Raw genomic sequence first — 14479 nt, 5'->3', positions numbered from 1 at the left:
GGGCAGGCGGATAAAAAAGAACCTGGGTGTCGCTTCGCTTGACCCATGCTACGGAAAGCCGCATGCAGCACCGCGATTAGCGGCGCTGCACGGATGAGCATCAGCTGGCGATCAGCTGACGCAGCACGTAGTGCAGGATGCCGCCGGCCTTGAAGTACTCGACCTCGTTGAGGGTGTCGATGCGGCAAAGCAGCTCGAGGCTTTCCAGCTTGCCGTCCTCACGGGTGATTTCCAGCGTCAGCGGCATGTGCGGGCGCACTTCGACGCCGTCCAGGCCCTTGATCGCCAGGGTTTCCTTGCCGGTCAGGCCCAGGCTCTTGCGGTCCGCGCCGCCGGTGAACTGCAGCGGCAGCACGCCCATGCCCACCAGGTTGGAACGGTGGATTCGCTCGAAACTCTCGGCGATCACCGCTTTGACGCCCAGCAGGTTGGTGCCCTTGGCCGCCCAGTCGCGGCTGGAGCCGGTGCCGTACTCTTTGCCGGCGATCACCACCAGCGGCGTACCGTCCTGCTGGTAGCGCATGGCGGCATCGTAGATCGCCAGCTTCTCGCCGCTCGGCACGTGCAGGGTGAGACCGCCTTCCTCGCCGTCGAGCATCTCGTTGCGGATGCGGATATTGGCGAAGGTGCCGCGCATCATCACTTCATGGTTGCCGCGGCGCGAGCCGTAGGAGTTGAAGTCGCGCGGCTCGACACCTTGCTCGCGCAGGTAACGACCGGCCGGGCTGTCGGCCTTGATGTTGCCGGCCGGGGAGATGTGGTCGGTGGTCACCGAGTCGCCGAGCAGCGCCAGGATGCGCGCACCTGCGATGTCGGTGATCGCCGGTGGCGCCTGATCGATGGCTTCGAAGAACGGCGGGTGCTGGATGTAGGTAGAGTCGTTCTGCCAAGTGTAGGTGTCGGCTTCCGGCACCTGGATGGCCTGCCACTGCTCGTCGCCTTCGAACACCTCGGCGTATTCCTTGCGGAACATGGCGGTGTCGACCTTCTGTACGGCCTCGGCAATTTCCTTCTGGCTCGGCCAGATATCGCGCAGATACACCGGGTTGCCGTCGCGGTCTTCACCCAGCGGCTCCTCGGCGATATTCACGCGCACGCTGCCGGCCAGGGCATAGGCGACCACCAGGGGCGGCGAGGCGAGCCAGTTGGTTTTCACCAGCGGATGCACGCGGCCTTCGAAGTTGCGGTTGCCGGACAGCACCGAAGCGACGGTCAGGTCATGTTCCTGAATGGCCTTCTCGATCGGGTCCGGCAGCGGGCCGGAGTTGCCGATGCAGGTAGTGCAACCGTAGCCGACGAGGTCGAAGCCGAGCTTATCGAGGTATTCGGTCAGCCCGGCAGCGGCGAAGTATTCGGTCACTACCTTGGAGCCCGGTGCCAGCGAACTCTTGACCCACGGCTTGCGCTGGAGGCCTTTCTCCACGGCCTTCTTGGCCAGGAGACCGGCGGCCATCATCACGCTCGGGTTGGAGGTGTTTGTGCAGGAGGTGATCGCCGCGATCACCACGGCGCCGTCGCTCAGCGGGTGGCGCTGGCCGTCCATCTCGTAGTGGATCTCGTTCTGCGCGGCGTTGCCGACGGCTACGCCACCGCCGCCTTCGCTCTCCAGGCGACCTTCTTCCTTACGCGGCGGCTTGAGCTGCAGGCCGAGGAAGTCTTCGAAGGCCTGGCCGACCTGGGGCAGGGCGACGCGATCCTGTGGGCGTTTGGGGCCGGCCAGGCTGGCTTCGACCTGGCCCATGTCCAGTTCCAGGGTGTCGGTGAATACCGGCTCGCTGCCGGCTTGACGCCACATGCCCTGAGCCTTGGAATAGGCTTCCACCAGCTTGACGGTCTCATCCGGGCGGCCGGACAGGCGCAGGTAATCCAGGGTGATTTCATCGACCGGGAAGAAGCCGCAGGTGGCGCCGTATTCCGGCGCCATGTTGGCGATGGTGGCGCGGTCGGCGAGCGGCAGTTCGGCCAGGCCGTCGCCGTAGAACTCGACGAATTTGCCGACCACGCCTTTCTTGCGCAGCATCTGGGTGACGGTCAGCACCAAGTCGGTGGCGGTGATGCCTTCCTTGAGCTTGCCGGTCAGCTTGAAACCGATCACCTCGGGAATCAGCATCGACACCGGTTGGCCGAGCATCGCCGCTTCCGCCTCGATGCCGCCGACGCCCCAGCCCAGCACGCCGAGGCCGTTGATCATGGTGGTGTGCGAGTCGGTGCCGACCAGGGTGTCGGGGTAGGCGTAGGTCACGCCGTCCTCTTCCTTGGTCCACACGGTACGGCCCAGGTATTCCAGGTTCACCTGGTGGCAGATGCCAGTGCCTGGCGGCACCACGCTGAAGTTGTCGAAGGCGCTCTGGCCCCAGCGCAGGAACGCGTAGCGCTCGCCGTTGCGCTGCATCTCGATCTCGACGTTTTCGCCAAAGGCCTCGGGGCTGGCGAACTTGTCGACCATCACCGAGTGGTCGATCACCAGGTCGACCGGCGACAGCGGGTTGATCTTCTGCGGGTCGCCGCCGGCCTTGGCCATGGCGTCGCGCATGGCGGCCAGGTCGACTACCGCCGGCACACCGGTGAAGTCCTGCATCAATACGCGGGCGGGGCGGTACTGGATCTCGCGTTCGGAGCTGCGTTTTTCCAGCCAGTCGCTGATGGCTTGCAGGTCATCCTGGGTGACGGTCTTGTCGTCCTGCCAGCGCAGCAGGTTTTCCAGCAGCACCTTGAGCGAAACCGGCAGCTTGTCGATGTCGCCCAGCTGTTTGGCGGCGTCCGGCAGGCTGAAGTAATCGTAGGCTTTACCGTCCACGTCGAGAGTGCGGCGGCAGTTCAGGCTATCGATGGAGGACATCGTGCATCTCCTTGTGGCTTGCACGGTACAAGCCGTTCTGGTTTGGCAGGGGCTCTACGGCCCTGCGCGATGATTCCCTTGGCCAGGCTCGTGCGGCTTGCGGTGAGCCGTCGCCTGAACGTGCGCCTGTCGAGCGTAGCCCGCAGGCGCAGCCGGCGATGCCGGGATGCTGTTCTCTGGACAGGGAGCAGAGGCCCTGGGTTCCAGTTTTCGCTATCATGCGCGGCCCAAGGAGAGTGTCGATGAATACGTTGTTGCTGCACTGCCGCCCCGGTTTCGAGAATGAGGTGTGTTCGGAAATTTCCGAGCATGCGGCGCGCCTCGACGTGCCCGGCTATGCCAAGGCCAAGCCGGGCACCGCCTGCGCCGAATTCATCTGCAGTGACGAGGCGGGTGCCGAGCGGCTGATGGCCGGACTGCGCTTCAGCCAGTTGATCTTCATCCGTCAGTGGGCACGCGGCAGCTTCATCGAGCTGCCCGAAAAGGATCGTATCAGCGTGTTGCTCGAGCACCTGGCGCCGCTCCCGACCTTCGGCAGCCTGTGGCTGGAGGTATTCGACACCAACGACGGCAAGGAGCTGTCCGGCTTCTGCAAGAAGTTCGAAGGCCCGCTGCGCAAGGCCCTGATCGGCGCCGGAAAGCTGGCGGAAAACGCCCGTGCGCCGCGCCTGCTGCTGACCTTCAAGAGTGGTCGCGAGGTGTTTCTCGGCATGGCCGCGCCAGACAACTCGGCGATCTGGCCCATGGGCATTCCGCGCCTCAAGTTCCCCCGCGAGGCGCCCAGCCGCTCGACCCTGAAGCTCGAAGAGGCCTGGCACACCTTCATCCCCCGCGAGCAGTGGGACGAGCGCCTGTCGGACGAAATGACCGGTGTCGACCTGGGCGCCGCGCCGGGCGGCTGGACCTATCAGCTGGTACGCCGCGGCATGCTGGTCACCGCCATCGACAACGGCCCGATGGCCGAAAGCCTGATGGACACCGGGCTGGTCAAGCACCTGATGGTCGACGGCTTCACCTGGAAGCCCAAGCAGCCGGTGGACTGGATGGTCTGCGACATCGTCGAGAAACCTGCACGCAGCGCCGCGCTGCTGGAAACCTGGATTGGCGAGGGCCATTGCCGCGAGGCGGTGGTCAACCTCAAGTTGCCGATGAAGCAGCGCTACGCCGAGGTGCAGCGCCTGCTCGAACGCATCGCCGAAGGCCTGGCTGCGCGCAAGGTCAAGGCGAGCATCGCCTGCAAGCAGCTGTATCACGACCGCGAGGAAGTGACCTGCCACCTGCGCCGGCTGGGCAAATAGAGCGAATTTGAACGGTGAGCTGCCCGTGCCGGCCGCCACTTCCCGAATGCAGCAAGAATGATCAAGCGGAGCCCGTGATGCTCGATTCGACCCCTGACGACACCCTCGACGCCACCGGCCTGTTCTGCCCCGAGCCGGTGATGATGTTGCACAACAAGGTGCGCGACCTGCCGGCCGGCGGGCTGCTCAAGGTCATCGCCACCGACCCCTCGACCCAGCGCGACATTCCCAAGTTCTGCGTGTTTCTCGGCCACGAGCTGGTGGAGCAAACGCAGGATGCCGAGACTTATCTGTACTGGATTCGCAAGAAGGCTGATTGAGCGGTTCGCGAATAATAGTCATCGACACCCTACCTGTGGGAGCGGGCGGGGAAGCCTAGTTCATGCCCGCGATTCGATTGGATGGGACGCGACGAAGTCCGGCTTGATCGGGTGACCTGAGCTATAGGGCGACCTGCTTTTGGGAAACCAGAGCTGGCGCGTAGCTCACACCTGCCATTCGCGGGCATGACCCGCACAAGGGATCGCTGTCTGTTGCTTACTATTGTGAGCGCAGCGATACCCAGAAAATCACTGCATTAAGCCGAAGTAGCTGCAACCGGCTGCATCCGAATCCGCCGCCCAGCACTGCTTTTCAGGCGCAGGGTGAGCATCAACGCGGCGCAGGTCAGGCCGACGATCAGGCCTTCCCATAGTCCTGCCGGGCCACTGGCCGGGCCGAACAGGTCGGTCAGGCCGAGCACGTAACCGACCGGCAGGCCAATACCCCAATAGGCGAACAGCGTCATGATCATGGTCGCCCGGGTATCCTGATAGCCACGTAATGCGCCTGCGGCCGTAACCTGGATGGCATCGGAGAACTGGAACAACGCGGCATAGACGATCAGGCTTGCCGCCAGGGCGATGACCTCGGTTGCCGGCGTGTAGATCGCGGCAATCTCCTCGCGCAGCAGCAACATGCAGCTCGCCGACACACAGGCGTAGGCGAGGGCCGTGACCATGCTCACGCCGGCGGCGAAGCGCGCGTCACGCGGGGCGCCGCGGCCCAGGGCCTGGCCGATGCGCACGGTGGCGGCCATGCCGATGGAGTAGGGGATCATGAACACCAGCGAGGCGAAGTTCAGGGCGATCTGGTGGCCGGCCACCACGGTAGCGCCCAGGCTGCCGATCAGCAGGGCGATCACCGAAAAGATGCTGGCCTCGGCAAATACCGAAATGCCGATAGGCATGCCGATACCCAGCAAGCGCTTGATCGGTGCCCAGCGCGGTGGCTCGAAGCGACGCAGCGGCGTGGTTTGCCGGTAGGCCGCGCCGCGCCGAACCCAGACGATCATCGCCAGCAGCATGAAGGCCATCACGCCCGCCGTGGCCCAGCCGCAGCCCACGCTGCCAAGCGGCGCAATGCCGAGCTTGCCGTAGATCAGCACGTAATTGAGAGGGATGTTCAGCAGCAGGCCGAGCAGGCCGATCACCATGCTCGGCCGGGTGCGGCCCATGCCGTCGCTGTAGCAGCGCAGCACGTGATACAGCGCTACGCAGGGAAAGCCGAATGCCACGCCGTGCAGGTAGCCCATGGCGGGTTCGATCAGGTCTTCATCGACTTTCATCACGCGCAGGGCGAACTCCGCGTTCCACAACAAACCCCCCGCCACGCTGCCGACCGCCAGCGCCAACCAGAGCGCCTGGCGTACCAGCGGGCCGATCTCGTCGAGTTGCCCGGCACCGAAACGCTGCGCCACCTTCGGCGTGGTGGCCAGCAAAATGCCGGTCATCAACAGGAATACCGGCACCCAGATCGAGTTGCCCAGGGCTACGGCGGCCAGGTCACGGGCACTGAAGCGTCCGGACATCACGGTATCGACGAAGCCGATCGAGGTGTAGGCCAGTTGCGCGACGATAATCGGCAGGGCAAGGGCGAGCAGCGTGCGCAGTTCGGCGCGCACCCGCTGCAGGCGGGATTGGGCAGGCATGACGAGGTTCACAGGGCAGAGAAAACCGCACAGTTTACGCGTTGACGGCTCGGTCAGGAAAGGCGCCGCGGTGCGCTTGCAGGTAGAATGCCTGCTGGTTTGTGGAGAGCTGCCATGCGCATAGTCGCCGACGAAAACATTCCCTTGCTCGACGAATTCTTCGCCGGTTTCGGCGAGATTCATCGTTTGCCTGGCCGCGCCATCGGCCGTGCGGCGGTCGCCGATGCCGAGTTGCTGCTGGTGCGGTCGGTCACGTCCGTCGACCGCGCGCTGCTGCACGGCAGCCGGGTACGCTTCGTCGGTACCTGCACCATCGGCACCGATCACCTGGATCTCGATTATTTCAGCGACGCCGGCATCGCCTGGAGCAGCGCGCCGGGTTGCAACGCCCGTGGGGTGGTCGACTACGTGCTGGGCAGCCTGCTGGTCCTCGGCGAGCGCCTGGGCGCCGACCTGCCGCAGCGTACCTACGGCGTGGTCGGTGCCGGGCAGGTGGGCGAGCGACTGATCAGGGTGCTGCGCGCCCTGGGATGGCGGGTGCTGGTGTGCGATCCGCCCCGGCAGCGCAGCGAATGCGGCGATTATGTGAGCCTGCAGCAGATCGTCGAGCAGTGCGACGTGATCAGCCTGCATACGCCACTGACCCGTGGCGAGTTCGCCACCCGCCACCTGATCGACGCCGAGGTGCTGGAGCGGCTGCGCCCGGGTACCTGGCTGATCAATGCCAGCCGTGGGGCGGTGCTCGATACCGAGGCGCTACGTGACCACTTGCAGAGTGGCGCCGATCTTCACGCGGTACTGGACGTCTGGGAAGGCGAGCCGCTGGTCGATCTCGAACTGGCTGCACTGTGCCACATCGCCACGCCGCACATCGCCGGCTACAGCCTGGACGGCAAGCTGCGCGGCACCGCGCAGATCTACCAGGCGTTCTGCCGCGCTCGGGGCATCGAGCCGACGATTTCGCTGGAGTCGTTGACGCCGCCACGCTGGCTGCCGCGCCTGAGCATCGCCGCGGGTAGCGACCCCGCCTGGGCGCTGGCCACGGTGTGCCGGGCGATCTACGACCCGCGTCGTGACGATGCCGATTTGCGCCGCAGCCTGGTGGTGGACCAGCCGGCGCGCAAGGCCGGCTTCGACCTGCTACGCAAGCGCTATCCGGTGCGGCGTGAAATCGAAGGGCTGGAGATCGAGCTGCGCGGCGCGGACGAGCCGCTTAGGGCGCTGATCAGCGCGCTGGGCGCGCGCGTGATCAACGTGAATTAGCGAGGCGCGCGGAGTGCCAGGTCAGCTGGTGGTGTCACGCTGGCTGGCTGCGGCATCCTTGTCGAACTCGTTGCATGCTTGCTGAATCATGCTTTCGGTGATCGGAATTTCCCGGCCATTGGGATCGATGAGCGCGCCGTGGGCGAGCTCACAGGACGTATCGGACTGCGGTGCGTGCTGCTTGTCAGTGCTGCTCATGATGGTCTCCTCATCAGGTGGGGCGCATTGCCGATGGCGACGACTTCATTAGTGATGGGGGCATCCACTGTGGCTTCAACCGTGCCCAGCCATACTGTCGCAAAAAATTACCGGATAAAGAAGAGAGTCCGTCGAACGGTTCGGCCATGTAAAGGAGGCTATGCGTGCTGAGAAGGGGGTTATTGCTGCTGTGCTGCCTGGCGAGCCTGCAAGCGGCGGCCATCGAGCCGGCTCAACTGGTGAGCGGGGCGCGCGAGCAGGTCGGCGTGACCCTGTCATACGATCCCGCCTACCGGCGCATCGCCTATCCCGGTGGGGACGTGCCGGTGCAGACTGGCGTGTGCACCGACGTGGTGATCCGTGCCTTGCGCTTGCAGGGCCTGGACCTGCAGAAAACGGTACACGAGGACATGGCCGCGAACTTCTCCGCGTACCCCAGGCAGTGGGGGCTCAAGCGCCCGGATCGCAACATCGACCATCGCCGCGTGCCCAATCTGATGACCTTGTTCCGGCGCCAGGGCATGGCGCTGCCGGTCGGGCGTGAAGCCGGCGCTTATCGAGCGGGGGATATCGTCACCTGGGATCTGGGGCGCGGGCAGACTCATATCGGCATCGTTTCCGATCGGCTATCTGTGACGGGCGAACCGCTGATCCTGCACAACATTGGTGCTGGCACACGGGAGGAGGACATCCTGTTCCGTTTCTCCATCACCGGCCATTACCGCTTCACGCCCGGCTAGCGGCGCAAACGACGAAGCCCCGCGCCTTGTGGGCAGCGGGGCTTCGCTTGGAACAGCTATCAGGCGTGGTGGTAGCTGATGACGCTGTCCTGCTCCTTGAGCACCTTGCGCATCTCTGCCGGAATGTTGCCGGCTCTGACGGCCAGCTCCAGGCGGATGTCTTCGAGGCTCTGAGCGAAAGCGTTCGAATCGTTGATCTGCAGTTTCTGCAAAACCCGGCTGTAGGCGGTGGTGTCCGCTTCATCGATCAGGGAAAGAACGATGCTACCGTCCGGGCGAGGCCGACTGAAGGTGGCACGTAGTGGGGCGAATAGCTTCTCGACAAGCTGCCGATTACCATTTTCCATTGACGAACTCCAGTTTACATAGGAACCCCTATGAGTGACTGAAAATCATTTAGTTCGACGATGGCTGCTTTTTCGCTTACTTATAATGATGAATTTCGCAGTTCTTTCGATATTCAGCGACGCAGTGCCTTGCGCGTACGCTCGATCACGCCTGGCAGCGTGTCGGCGCTGTACTGGCCGGGATAGAGACGCTGGGTGTGCTGAGCCACACCGGTGTGGTCGACCACGGTGAAGCTGAAGCTGCCCTTGCGTGCCGCGAGAATATGGCAAGCCAGCGGGGCGAACGCGTTGGAAAGGGTATGGATAGCGGTCTGGATTTGTTGGGTGGTATTCATATTCGGGTGTTTCCTGTACTGCAGGCGCATGATCGCGCCATAAAAATAGGGCTCCGGTCATTGGCTCATGCCAACGGGATTGGTTATCGGAGCGAGCTGCGCGCTTTTAAGTTCAACCTATATAGGCTGAACCAGCGGGCCATTTGGGAACCTGCTCGAGGCCTTCAATGCGGGGCGAAGACAGGCGAAAAAGCGCCGTTCACGAGCTGTAAACGAGCAGTTCGACGAGCCTGGCTCCAGCGCAGCGAGGGCGACGCAGATGGTTATCCAGCGGCTTGCTGTAGCGGGTCTGTACTTCGGAAGACTGGCGAGGTCAGCGCGTGAGCGAGACGGCCAGATCAGTCAGCGGAGGGGGTCATGACAGATGTGCGTGCATCGATTGGATGCCGATTGCCAAGAAACCATCAGGAAGGCCCAGGGGCCGGATGACTTGCAGCGTGGTACGAACGGGGTGGATCATACGCAGCTGTATAAGAAATAGCCAGCGTCATTTTCATCTTTTCGCGGCCGCCGATCGGCGTCGCACTGGCTGGTCGATTTGAGCTAGCATTAGCGCTCTTTTGCTTTCCTCTGGCGACGGTTTTCAATGAGTTATCAGGTTCTTGCACGCAAATGGCGCCCGCGTTCCTTTCGCGAGATGGTCGGGCAGACCCATGTGCTGAAAGCGCTGATCAACGCACTCGACAGCCAGCGTCTGCACCATGCCTATCTGTTCACCGGCACCCGCGGGGTGGGCAAGACCACCATCGCACGCATCATCGCCAAGTGCCTGAACTGTGAAACCGGCATCAGCTCCACGCCCTGCGGCACCTGTTCGGTGTGCCGGGAGATCGACGAGGGTCGTTTCGTTGACCTCATCGAAGTGGACGCCGCCAGCCGCACCAAGGTGGAGGACACCCGCGAACTGCTCGACAACGTGCAGTACTCGCCGAGCCGTGGGCGCTTCAAGGTCTACCTGATCGACGAAGTGCACATGCTCTCCACCAGCTCCTTCAACGCGTTGCTCAAGACACTCGAAGAGCCGCCGCCCCACGTCAAGTTCCTGCTCGCCACCACCGACCCGCAGAAGTTGCCGGTCACCGTGTTGTCGCGCTGCCTGCAGTTCTCCCTGAAGAACATGCCGCCCGAGCGGGTGGTCGAGCACCTCACTCACGTGCTGGGCGCCGAGAACATCCCCTTCGAGGACGATGCCCTGTGGCTGCTCGGCCGCGCCGCCGATGGGTCGATGCGCGATGCCATGAGCCTCACCGACCAGGCCATCGCCTTTGGCGAGGGCAAGGTGCTGGCGGCTGACGTGCGCTCCATGCTCGGCACCCTCGACCATGGCCAGGTGTATGGCGTGCTGCATGCGCTGATCGAAGGCGACGCGCGCGGCCTGATCGAAGCGGTGCGCCAGCTCGCCGAGCAGGGCCCGGACTGGAGCGGCGTGCTGGCCGAAATGCTCAACGTGCTGCACCGTGTGGCCATTGCCCAGGCGCTGCCCGATGCGGTGGACAACGGCCAGGGCGACCGCGAGCGGGTTCTGCAGCTGGCCCAGGCGCTGCCGGCAGAAGACGTACAGTTCTATTACCAGATGGGCCTGATCGGCCGTCGCGATCTGCCATTGGCGCCGGACCCGCGCAGCGGTTTCGAGATGGTGCTGTTGCGCATGCTGGCGTTCAGACCGGCGGGCGAGGGCGATGCCCCGAAGGTGGCGCTAAAGCCACTGGGGATCAGCCAGGCCAAGGTTGATCCCCAGGTAACCCCGGTGGCCGACGCAGCGCCTGCTGCGTCGCCAGCCATTGCCAGCGCTGCGCCTCAGGCGCCTGCCGAGCCGGTTCAGCCAGATGTGCCCAGCCGGCCGGCGCCGGCCGCTGTCGAGCCGCCCGCTGCACGACCTACACCTGCGGTCGTCGCACCAGCGGCGGCGTCAGCCGTAACGCCACCCTGGGAAGAGATGCCGGCCGAAATCGAGCCTGCCGCACCCGCACCCGTAGCTGCTGTCAGCCAAGCACCTGCGCCGTCCCCAGAGCCGGTCGTCGCAGCGCCCGCGCCACAACAGCAGGCCGCCGTCGAGCCGCAGCCCGAAGCTGTCGCCGAGCGGCCCGTTCCGCAGTTGGCCGAGGTGCCGGTGATCGATACCAGCGATCTCAATCCGCCCGACAGCGATGATGAGCCGCCACCCGGCGACTATGACTACGTGTCGATGGACGTCGACAACCTGGATTACGATTTCGCCGATGCGCTCGCAGACGATCAGCCTCAGGCCGAGCCCGAACCGGAGCCGGCGGCGATGCCCGCCACCGGGCTCGCCGCCGAGTGGCTCGAGCTGCTCCCCAAGCTCGGCCTGAGCGGCATGACCGGCAGTATCGCCGCCAACTGCACGCTGATCGCCGCTGAAGGCGACAAGTGGCTCTTGCACCTAGACCCCGGTCACAGTGCACTGTTCAACGCGACCCAGCAGCGCCGTCTCAACGATGCCCTCAACGCCTACCATGGCCGCGAGATGCAGCTGAGCATCGAGCTGATCAAGCCTGAGCAGGAAACCCCGGCCCAGGCCGCCGCCCGCAAGCGCGCCAATCGTCAGCGCGAGGCCGAGGTCTCGATCCAGAACGATCCGCTGGTGCAGCAAATGATTTCCCAGTTCGCCGCTTCCGTGCGTGCGGGCAGTATCGAACCCGTCGATAACGTCGTTAATCCCTGACTACCGAGGACAACATCATGATGAAAGGTGGCATGGCCGGCCTGATGAAGCAGGCGCAGCAGATGCAGGAAAAGATGCAGAAGATGCAGGAAGAATTGGCCAACGCCGAGGTCACCGGTCAATCCGGTGCCGGCCTGGTCAGCGTGGTGATGACCGGTCGTCATGACGTCAAGCGCGTCAGCCTCGACGATAGCCTGATGCAGGAAGACAAGGAAATCCTCGAAGACCTGATCGCCGCCGCCCTTAATGACGCCGTTCGCAAGATCGAAGCCAACAGCCAGGACAAGATGTCCGGCATGACCTCTGGCATGCAGTTGCCGCCAGGTTTCAAAATGCCGTTCTGATTGGTGCGTGCCGCCCAGCCGACGCACAGGCTGCGTTGCCGTCGGGCTTGGAATCCTCATGTGCAAGGGCGCATTGCGGTTCCTCGCCCGCCAGCGCCTTGCCCCGCACCCCGTCTGATTGCCACCGTGATTCACTGGGCCAGCGGTAAGGCAGGTGAGCCCCGTCGCTGATCGATGGGTGTCACCCGCGTGGTTGGCCCGTGCTACGTCTTAGCGTTACACCCTTTCGCTTCATCCTCCTTCGAGCACTCGCACCATGAGCTTCAGCCCCTTGATCCGCCAACTGATCGATTCGCTGCGCATCCTGCCCGGTGTCGGCCAGAAGACCGCCCAGCGCATGGCGCTGCAACTGCTCGAGCGCGACCGCAATGGCGCTCAGCGGCTTGCCCAGGCACTGAACCAGGCAATGGAGGGCGTGGGTTACTGCAAGTTGTGTCGCAGCCTGAGCGAGAGCGAGATCTGCCAGCTCTGCGAGGATCCACGCCGCGACGACAGCCTGCTCTGCGTTGTGGAAGGGCCGATGGACGTATATGCCGTCGAGCACACCGGCTTTCGTGGCCGTTACTTCGTGCTCAAGGGGCACCTGTCGCCCCTCGATGGCCTGGGGCCGGAGGCCATCGGCATTCCCGAACTGCTGGCGCGCATCGAGGCGGGGCAGTTCAGTGAAGTGATCCTGGCTACCAACCCGACGGTGGAGGGCGAAGCGACCGCGCATTACATCGCCCAGTTGCTGGCCGGTAAAGGCATGGTCGCCTCGCGCATCGCCCACGGCATGCCGCTTGGTGGCGAGCTGGAACTGGTCGATGGCGGCACGCTGGCCCACGCCCTGGCAGGGCGCCGGCCGATCAACCTCTGATTGGTGATTCGACGCCACCCTGGCAGCGTTAGGAATACCTGTAATTTGTTTCTGAGAAGCATTACTATTCCTGCGTTATTCCCGCACGGTGATGGTGTGCTCGATGTCGTTCGCTTCCTCCCAACAGTCCTTGCAGCAGCTGTATCTCGAGCACAGCGGCTGGCTGAACGGCTGGCTGCGCAAGCGCATGGGTTGCGCGGAAAACGCCGCGGATCTGGCCCAGGACACGTTCGTGCGCCTGCTCGCCAAGCACCGCGAAGTGCCGTCTCTGCGTGAACCGCGGGCCTATCTCTCGACCATCGCCCATTCGCTGCTGGTCAACCATTGGCGTCGCCAGGCGATCGAACGCGCGTACCTCGAAGCCCTGGCGATGCAGCCGGAGCTGCACGCACCGTCGCCGGAAACCAACGAGCTGATCATCGAGACCCTACTGGCCATCGACGCCATGTTGCTGCGCCTGCCCTCCAACGTGCGCGAAGCGTTCCTGCTTTCCCAGCTCGACGGGCTGACCTATGCGGCCATCGCCATGCGCCTGCAGGTGTCCGAGCGCATGGTCAAGAAGTACATGGCCCAGGCCATGCTGCAGTGCCTGCTGTTGGCTGAGGGTTGAGCCGTGGCGTCTGATCACGCCGCCCTGCAACAGGCTGCCGAGTGGTTCGCGGTGCTCGCCGATCCACCAGCCAGTGCCCAGCAGCAGCGTGCCTGGCAGCAATGGCTGGCGGATCGCCCCGAACATGCGGCGGCCTGGCAGCAGGTCGAGGCGATCAGCAGTCAGTTCGCCAGGCTGCCTGCCGATACCCATCGCCGCGCCGCAGCTCAGGCCTTGCGCAGCCCAGCGCGCAGCCGGCGGCAGGTGCTCGGGCTGTTCGCCGTGCTGGGGGGCGCAGGGTTGTTGGCGGCTGCCGGACAGGGCCGGCCATGGCGCGCATGGCTGGCCAGCGAGTGTACCGGCACCGGGGAAATCCGTGATCTGCGTCTGGCCGATGGCAGCCATCTCTGGTTGGGCAGCCGCACGGCCATGGACATCGATTACAGCGCCTCGACCCGTTTGTTGCGACTGCTGCAGGGCGAGGTGCTGCTCGACACCGCCAGGGACCCGCGCCCGCTGTTGCTCGATACCCGGCACGGTCGGCTGCAGGCTCTCGGCACGCGCTTCAGCGTGCGCGAGGGCGATGGTTTCACGCAGCTCGCCGTGTTCGCGGGAGCGGTACGTATCGAACCGTCCAACGCCCGCGGCGTGCAGGTGCTAGAAGCTGGCCACCAGGTGCGCTTCAGCGCCAGCGGTATCTCGGCCAGCGAGCCGGCGGACCCGGCACGCCAGGCCTGGAGCCGCGGCGTGCTGCTGGCCAATGACCGGCGCCTGGGCGATTTCATCGCCGAGCTGGCCGACTACGTGCCCGGTTACCTGGGCTGCGACCCGCGGGTAGCTGACCTGCGTCTGGTCGGTGCCTATCCGTTGGGCGACACCGGGCGCATTCTCGACGCCCTGGCCGGCAGCCTGCCGATCCGCGTCAATCGACGCTTGCCCTGGTGGGTGACGGTAGAGCCGCTGACCGGCTGATGGCCTGCCGGTGAAATTATTCTGGCCAATGCGGTTCCCCTTTTTC

14 protein-coding genes are annotated in these 14479 nt (G+C 64.5%); 9 read left to right on the top strand and 5 right to left on the bottom strand.

Annotation, left to right across the window (positions count from 1 at the left end; genetic code table 11):
• Nucleotides 1–100: 100 nt before the first annotated feature.
• Entirely contained in the window at nucleotides 101–2839 is a 2739-nt protein-coding gene (gene acnA, locus BVH03_RS14770; RefSeq protein ID WP_075961866.1) for an aconitate hydratase AcnA, read from the bottom strand.
• 242 nt (nucleotides 2840–3081) lie between these two features.
• Between acnA and rlmM the strand changes: the two genes are divergently transcribed.
• Together rlmM and tusA are read left to right on the top strand one after the other, a co-directional pair.
• On the top strand, nucleotides 3082–4137 hold the full coding sequence (gene rlmM / locus BVH03_RS14765) for a 23S rRNA (cytidine(2498)-2'-O)-methyltransferase RlmM (RefSeq protein ID WP_075961865.1): 1056 nt from the start codon (nucleotides 3082–3084) through the stop codon (nucleotides 4135–4137).
• Between the two features lie 77 nt (nucleotides 4138–4214).
• Nucleotides 4215–4457 carry a sulfurtransferase TusA gene (gene tusA, locus BVH03_RS14760; protein ID WP_013791937.1) on the top strand — a complete coding sequence of 81 codons (243 nt, stop codon included), beginning with the start codon at nucleotides 4215–4217 and terminating at the stop codon, nucleotides 4455–4457.
• Nucleotides 4458–4714: 257 nt separating this feature from the next.
• On the opposite strand, the gene BVH03_RS14755 is transcribed toward tusA, so the two are convergent.
• The gene (locus BVH03_RS14755) at nucleotides 4715–6106 is read right to left on the bottom strand and encodes an MATE family efflux transporter (protein WP_075961864.1); all 1392 of its coding nucleotides are present in this window, start codon (nucleotides 6104–6106) and stop codon (nucleotides 4715–4717) included.
• Between the two features lie 114 nt (nucleotides 6107–6220).
• Between BVH03_RS14755 and pdxB the strand changes: the two genes are divergently transcribed.
• On the top strand, nucleotides 6221–7369 hold the full coding sequence (gene pdxB, locus BVH03_RS14750) for a 4-phosphoerythronate dehydrogenase PdxB (protein WP_075961863.1): 1149 nt from the start codon (nucleotides 6221–6223) through the stop codon (nucleotides 7367–7369).
• A 21-nt stretch (nucleotides 7370–7390) separates the two neighbouring features.
• Here pdxB and BVH03_RS26365 read toward each other — a convergent pair whose 3' ends face one another.
• A complete protein-coding gene (locus tag BVH03_RS26365; protein ID WP_168175621.1) occupies nucleotides 7391–7567 on the bottom strand; it encodes a PA1571 family protein in 177 nt (58 codons plus the stop codon).
• Between the two features lie 164 nt (nucleotides 7568–7731).
• Between BVH03_RS26365 and BVH03_RS14745 the strand changes: the two genes are divergently transcribed.
• Complete coding sequence (locus tag BVH03_RS14745) at nucleotides 7732–8307, top strand: DUF1287 domain-containing protein (RefSeq protein ID WP_083640068.1); 576 nt, start codon at nucleotides 7732–7734, stop codon at nucleotides 8305–8307.
• 59 nt (nucleotides 8308–8366) lie between these two features.
• Here the strand turns inward: BVH03_RS14745 and BVH03_RS14740 are convergent, their stop codons facing one another.
• Nucleotides 8367–8654, bottom strand: a complete 288-nt coding sequence (locus tag BVH03_RS14740; protein ID WP_070887068.1) for a DUF3509 domain-containing protein — start codon at nucleotides 8652–8654, stop codon at nucleotides 8367–8369.
• Between the two features lie 113 nt (nucleotides 8655–8767).
• The gene (locus tag BVH03_RS14735) at nucleotides 8768–8989 is read right to left on the bottom strand and encodes a hypothetical protein (RefSeq protein WP_075931448.1); all 222 of its coding nucleotides are present in this window, start codon (nucleotides 8987–8989) and stop codon (nucleotides 8768–8770) included.
• A gap of 586 nt (nucleotides 8990–9575) precedes the next feature.
• Here BVH03_RS14735 and dnaX point away from each other — a divergent pair.
• The 5 genes from dnaX to BVH03_RS14710 all read left to right on the top strand — a co-directional run bounded on the left by dnaX (nucleotide 9576) and on the right by BVH03_RS14710 (nucleotide 14433).
• Nucleotides 9576–11672 (top strand): DNA polymerase III subunit gamma/tau, encoded by a 2097-nt coding sequence (dnaX, locus tag BVH03_RS14730; protein ID WP_075961862.1) that lies wholly within the window; start codon nucleotides 9576–9578, stop codon nucleotides 11670–11672.
• A gap of 17 nt (nucleotides 11673–11689) precedes the next feature.
• Entirely contained in the window at nucleotides 11690–12016 is a 327-nt protein-coding gene (locus BVH03_RS14725; RefSeq protein WP_075961861.1) for a YbaB/EbfC family nucleoid-associated protein, read from the top strand.
• A gap of 256 nt (nucleotides 12017–12272) precedes the next feature.
• Entirely contained in the window at nucleotides 12273–12872 is a 600-nt protein-coding gene (gene recR, locus BVH03_RS14720) for a recombination mediator RecR (protein ID WP_075961860.1), read from the top strand.
• A gap of 103 nt (nucleotides 12873–12975) precedes the next feature.
• Nucleotides 12976–13482 (top strand): sigma-70 family RNA polymerase sigma factor, encoded by a 507-nt coding sequence (locus tag BVH03_RS14715; RefSeq protein WP_075961859.1) that lies wholly within the window; start codon nucleotides 12976–12978, stop codon nucleotides 13480–13482.
• Nucleotides 13483–13485: 3 nt separating this feature from the next.
• A complete protein-coding gene (locus BVH03_RS14710; protein WP_075961858.1) occupies nucleotides 13486–14433 on the top strand; it encodes a FecR domain-containing protein in 948 nt (315 codons plus the stop codon).
• Nucleotides 14434–14479 lie beyond the last annotated feature (46 nt).

The organism is Pseudomonas sp. PA15(2017) (assembly GCF_001945395.1).
Classification (GTDB): Bacteria; Pseudomonadota; Gammaproteobacteria; order Pseudomonadales; family Pseudomonadaceae; genus Aquipseudomonas.
The sequence above is the reverse complement of the archived record's forward strand: the minus strand, read 5'-3'. Positions and strand labels throughout refer to the sequence as shown.

Bases quoted from the DNA above. Each gene is read 5' to 3' on its own strand.
- BVH03_RS14755 (WP_075961864.1), bottom strand. From the start codon at position 6,106: ATGCCTGCCCAATCCCGCCTGCAGCGGGTGCGCGCCGAACTGCGCACG.
- tusA (WP_013791937.1), top strand. From the start codon at position 4,215: ATGCTCGATTCGACCCCTGACGACACCCTCGACGCCACCGGCCTGTTC.
- BVH03_RS14725 (WP_075961861.1), top strand. From the start codon at position 11,690: ATGATGAAAGGTGGCATGGCCGGCCTGATGAAGCAGGCGCAGCAGATG.
- BVH03_RS14735 (WP_075931448.1), bottom strand. From the start codon at position 8,989: ATGAATACCACCCAACAAATCCAGACCGCTATCCATACCCTTTCCAAC.
- BVH03_RS26365 (WP_168175621.1), bottom strand. From the start codon at position 7,567: ATGAGCAGCACTGACAAGCAGCACGCACCGCAGTCCGATACGTCCTGT.
- recR (WP_075961860.1), top strand. From the start codon at position 12,273: ATGAGCTTCAGCCCCTTGATCCGCCAACTGATCGATTCGCTGCGCATC.
- acnA (WP_075961866.1), bottom strand. From the start codon at position 2,839: ATGTCCTCCATCGATAGCCTGAACTGCCGCCGCACTCTCGACGTGGAC.
- rlmM (WP_075961865.1), top strand. From the start codon at position 3,082: ATGAATACGTTGTTGCTGCACTGCCGCCCCGGTTTCGAGAATGAGGTG.
- BVH03_RS14740 (WP_070887068.1), bottom strand. From the start codon at position 8,654: ATGGAAAATGGTAATCGGCAGCTTGTCGAGAAGCTATTCGCCCCACTA.
- dnaX (WP_075961862.1), top strand. From the start codon at position 9,576: ATGAGTTATCAGGTTCTTGCACGCAAATGGCGCCCGCGTTCCTTTCGC.
- BVH03_RS14715 (WP_075961859.1), top strand. From the start codon at position 12,976: ATGTCGTTCGCTTCCTCCCAACAGTCCTTGCAGCAGCTGTATCTCGAG.
- pdxB (WP_075961863.1), top strand. From the start codon at position 6,221: ATGCGCATAGTCGCCGACGAAAACATTCCCTTGCTCGACGAATTCTTC.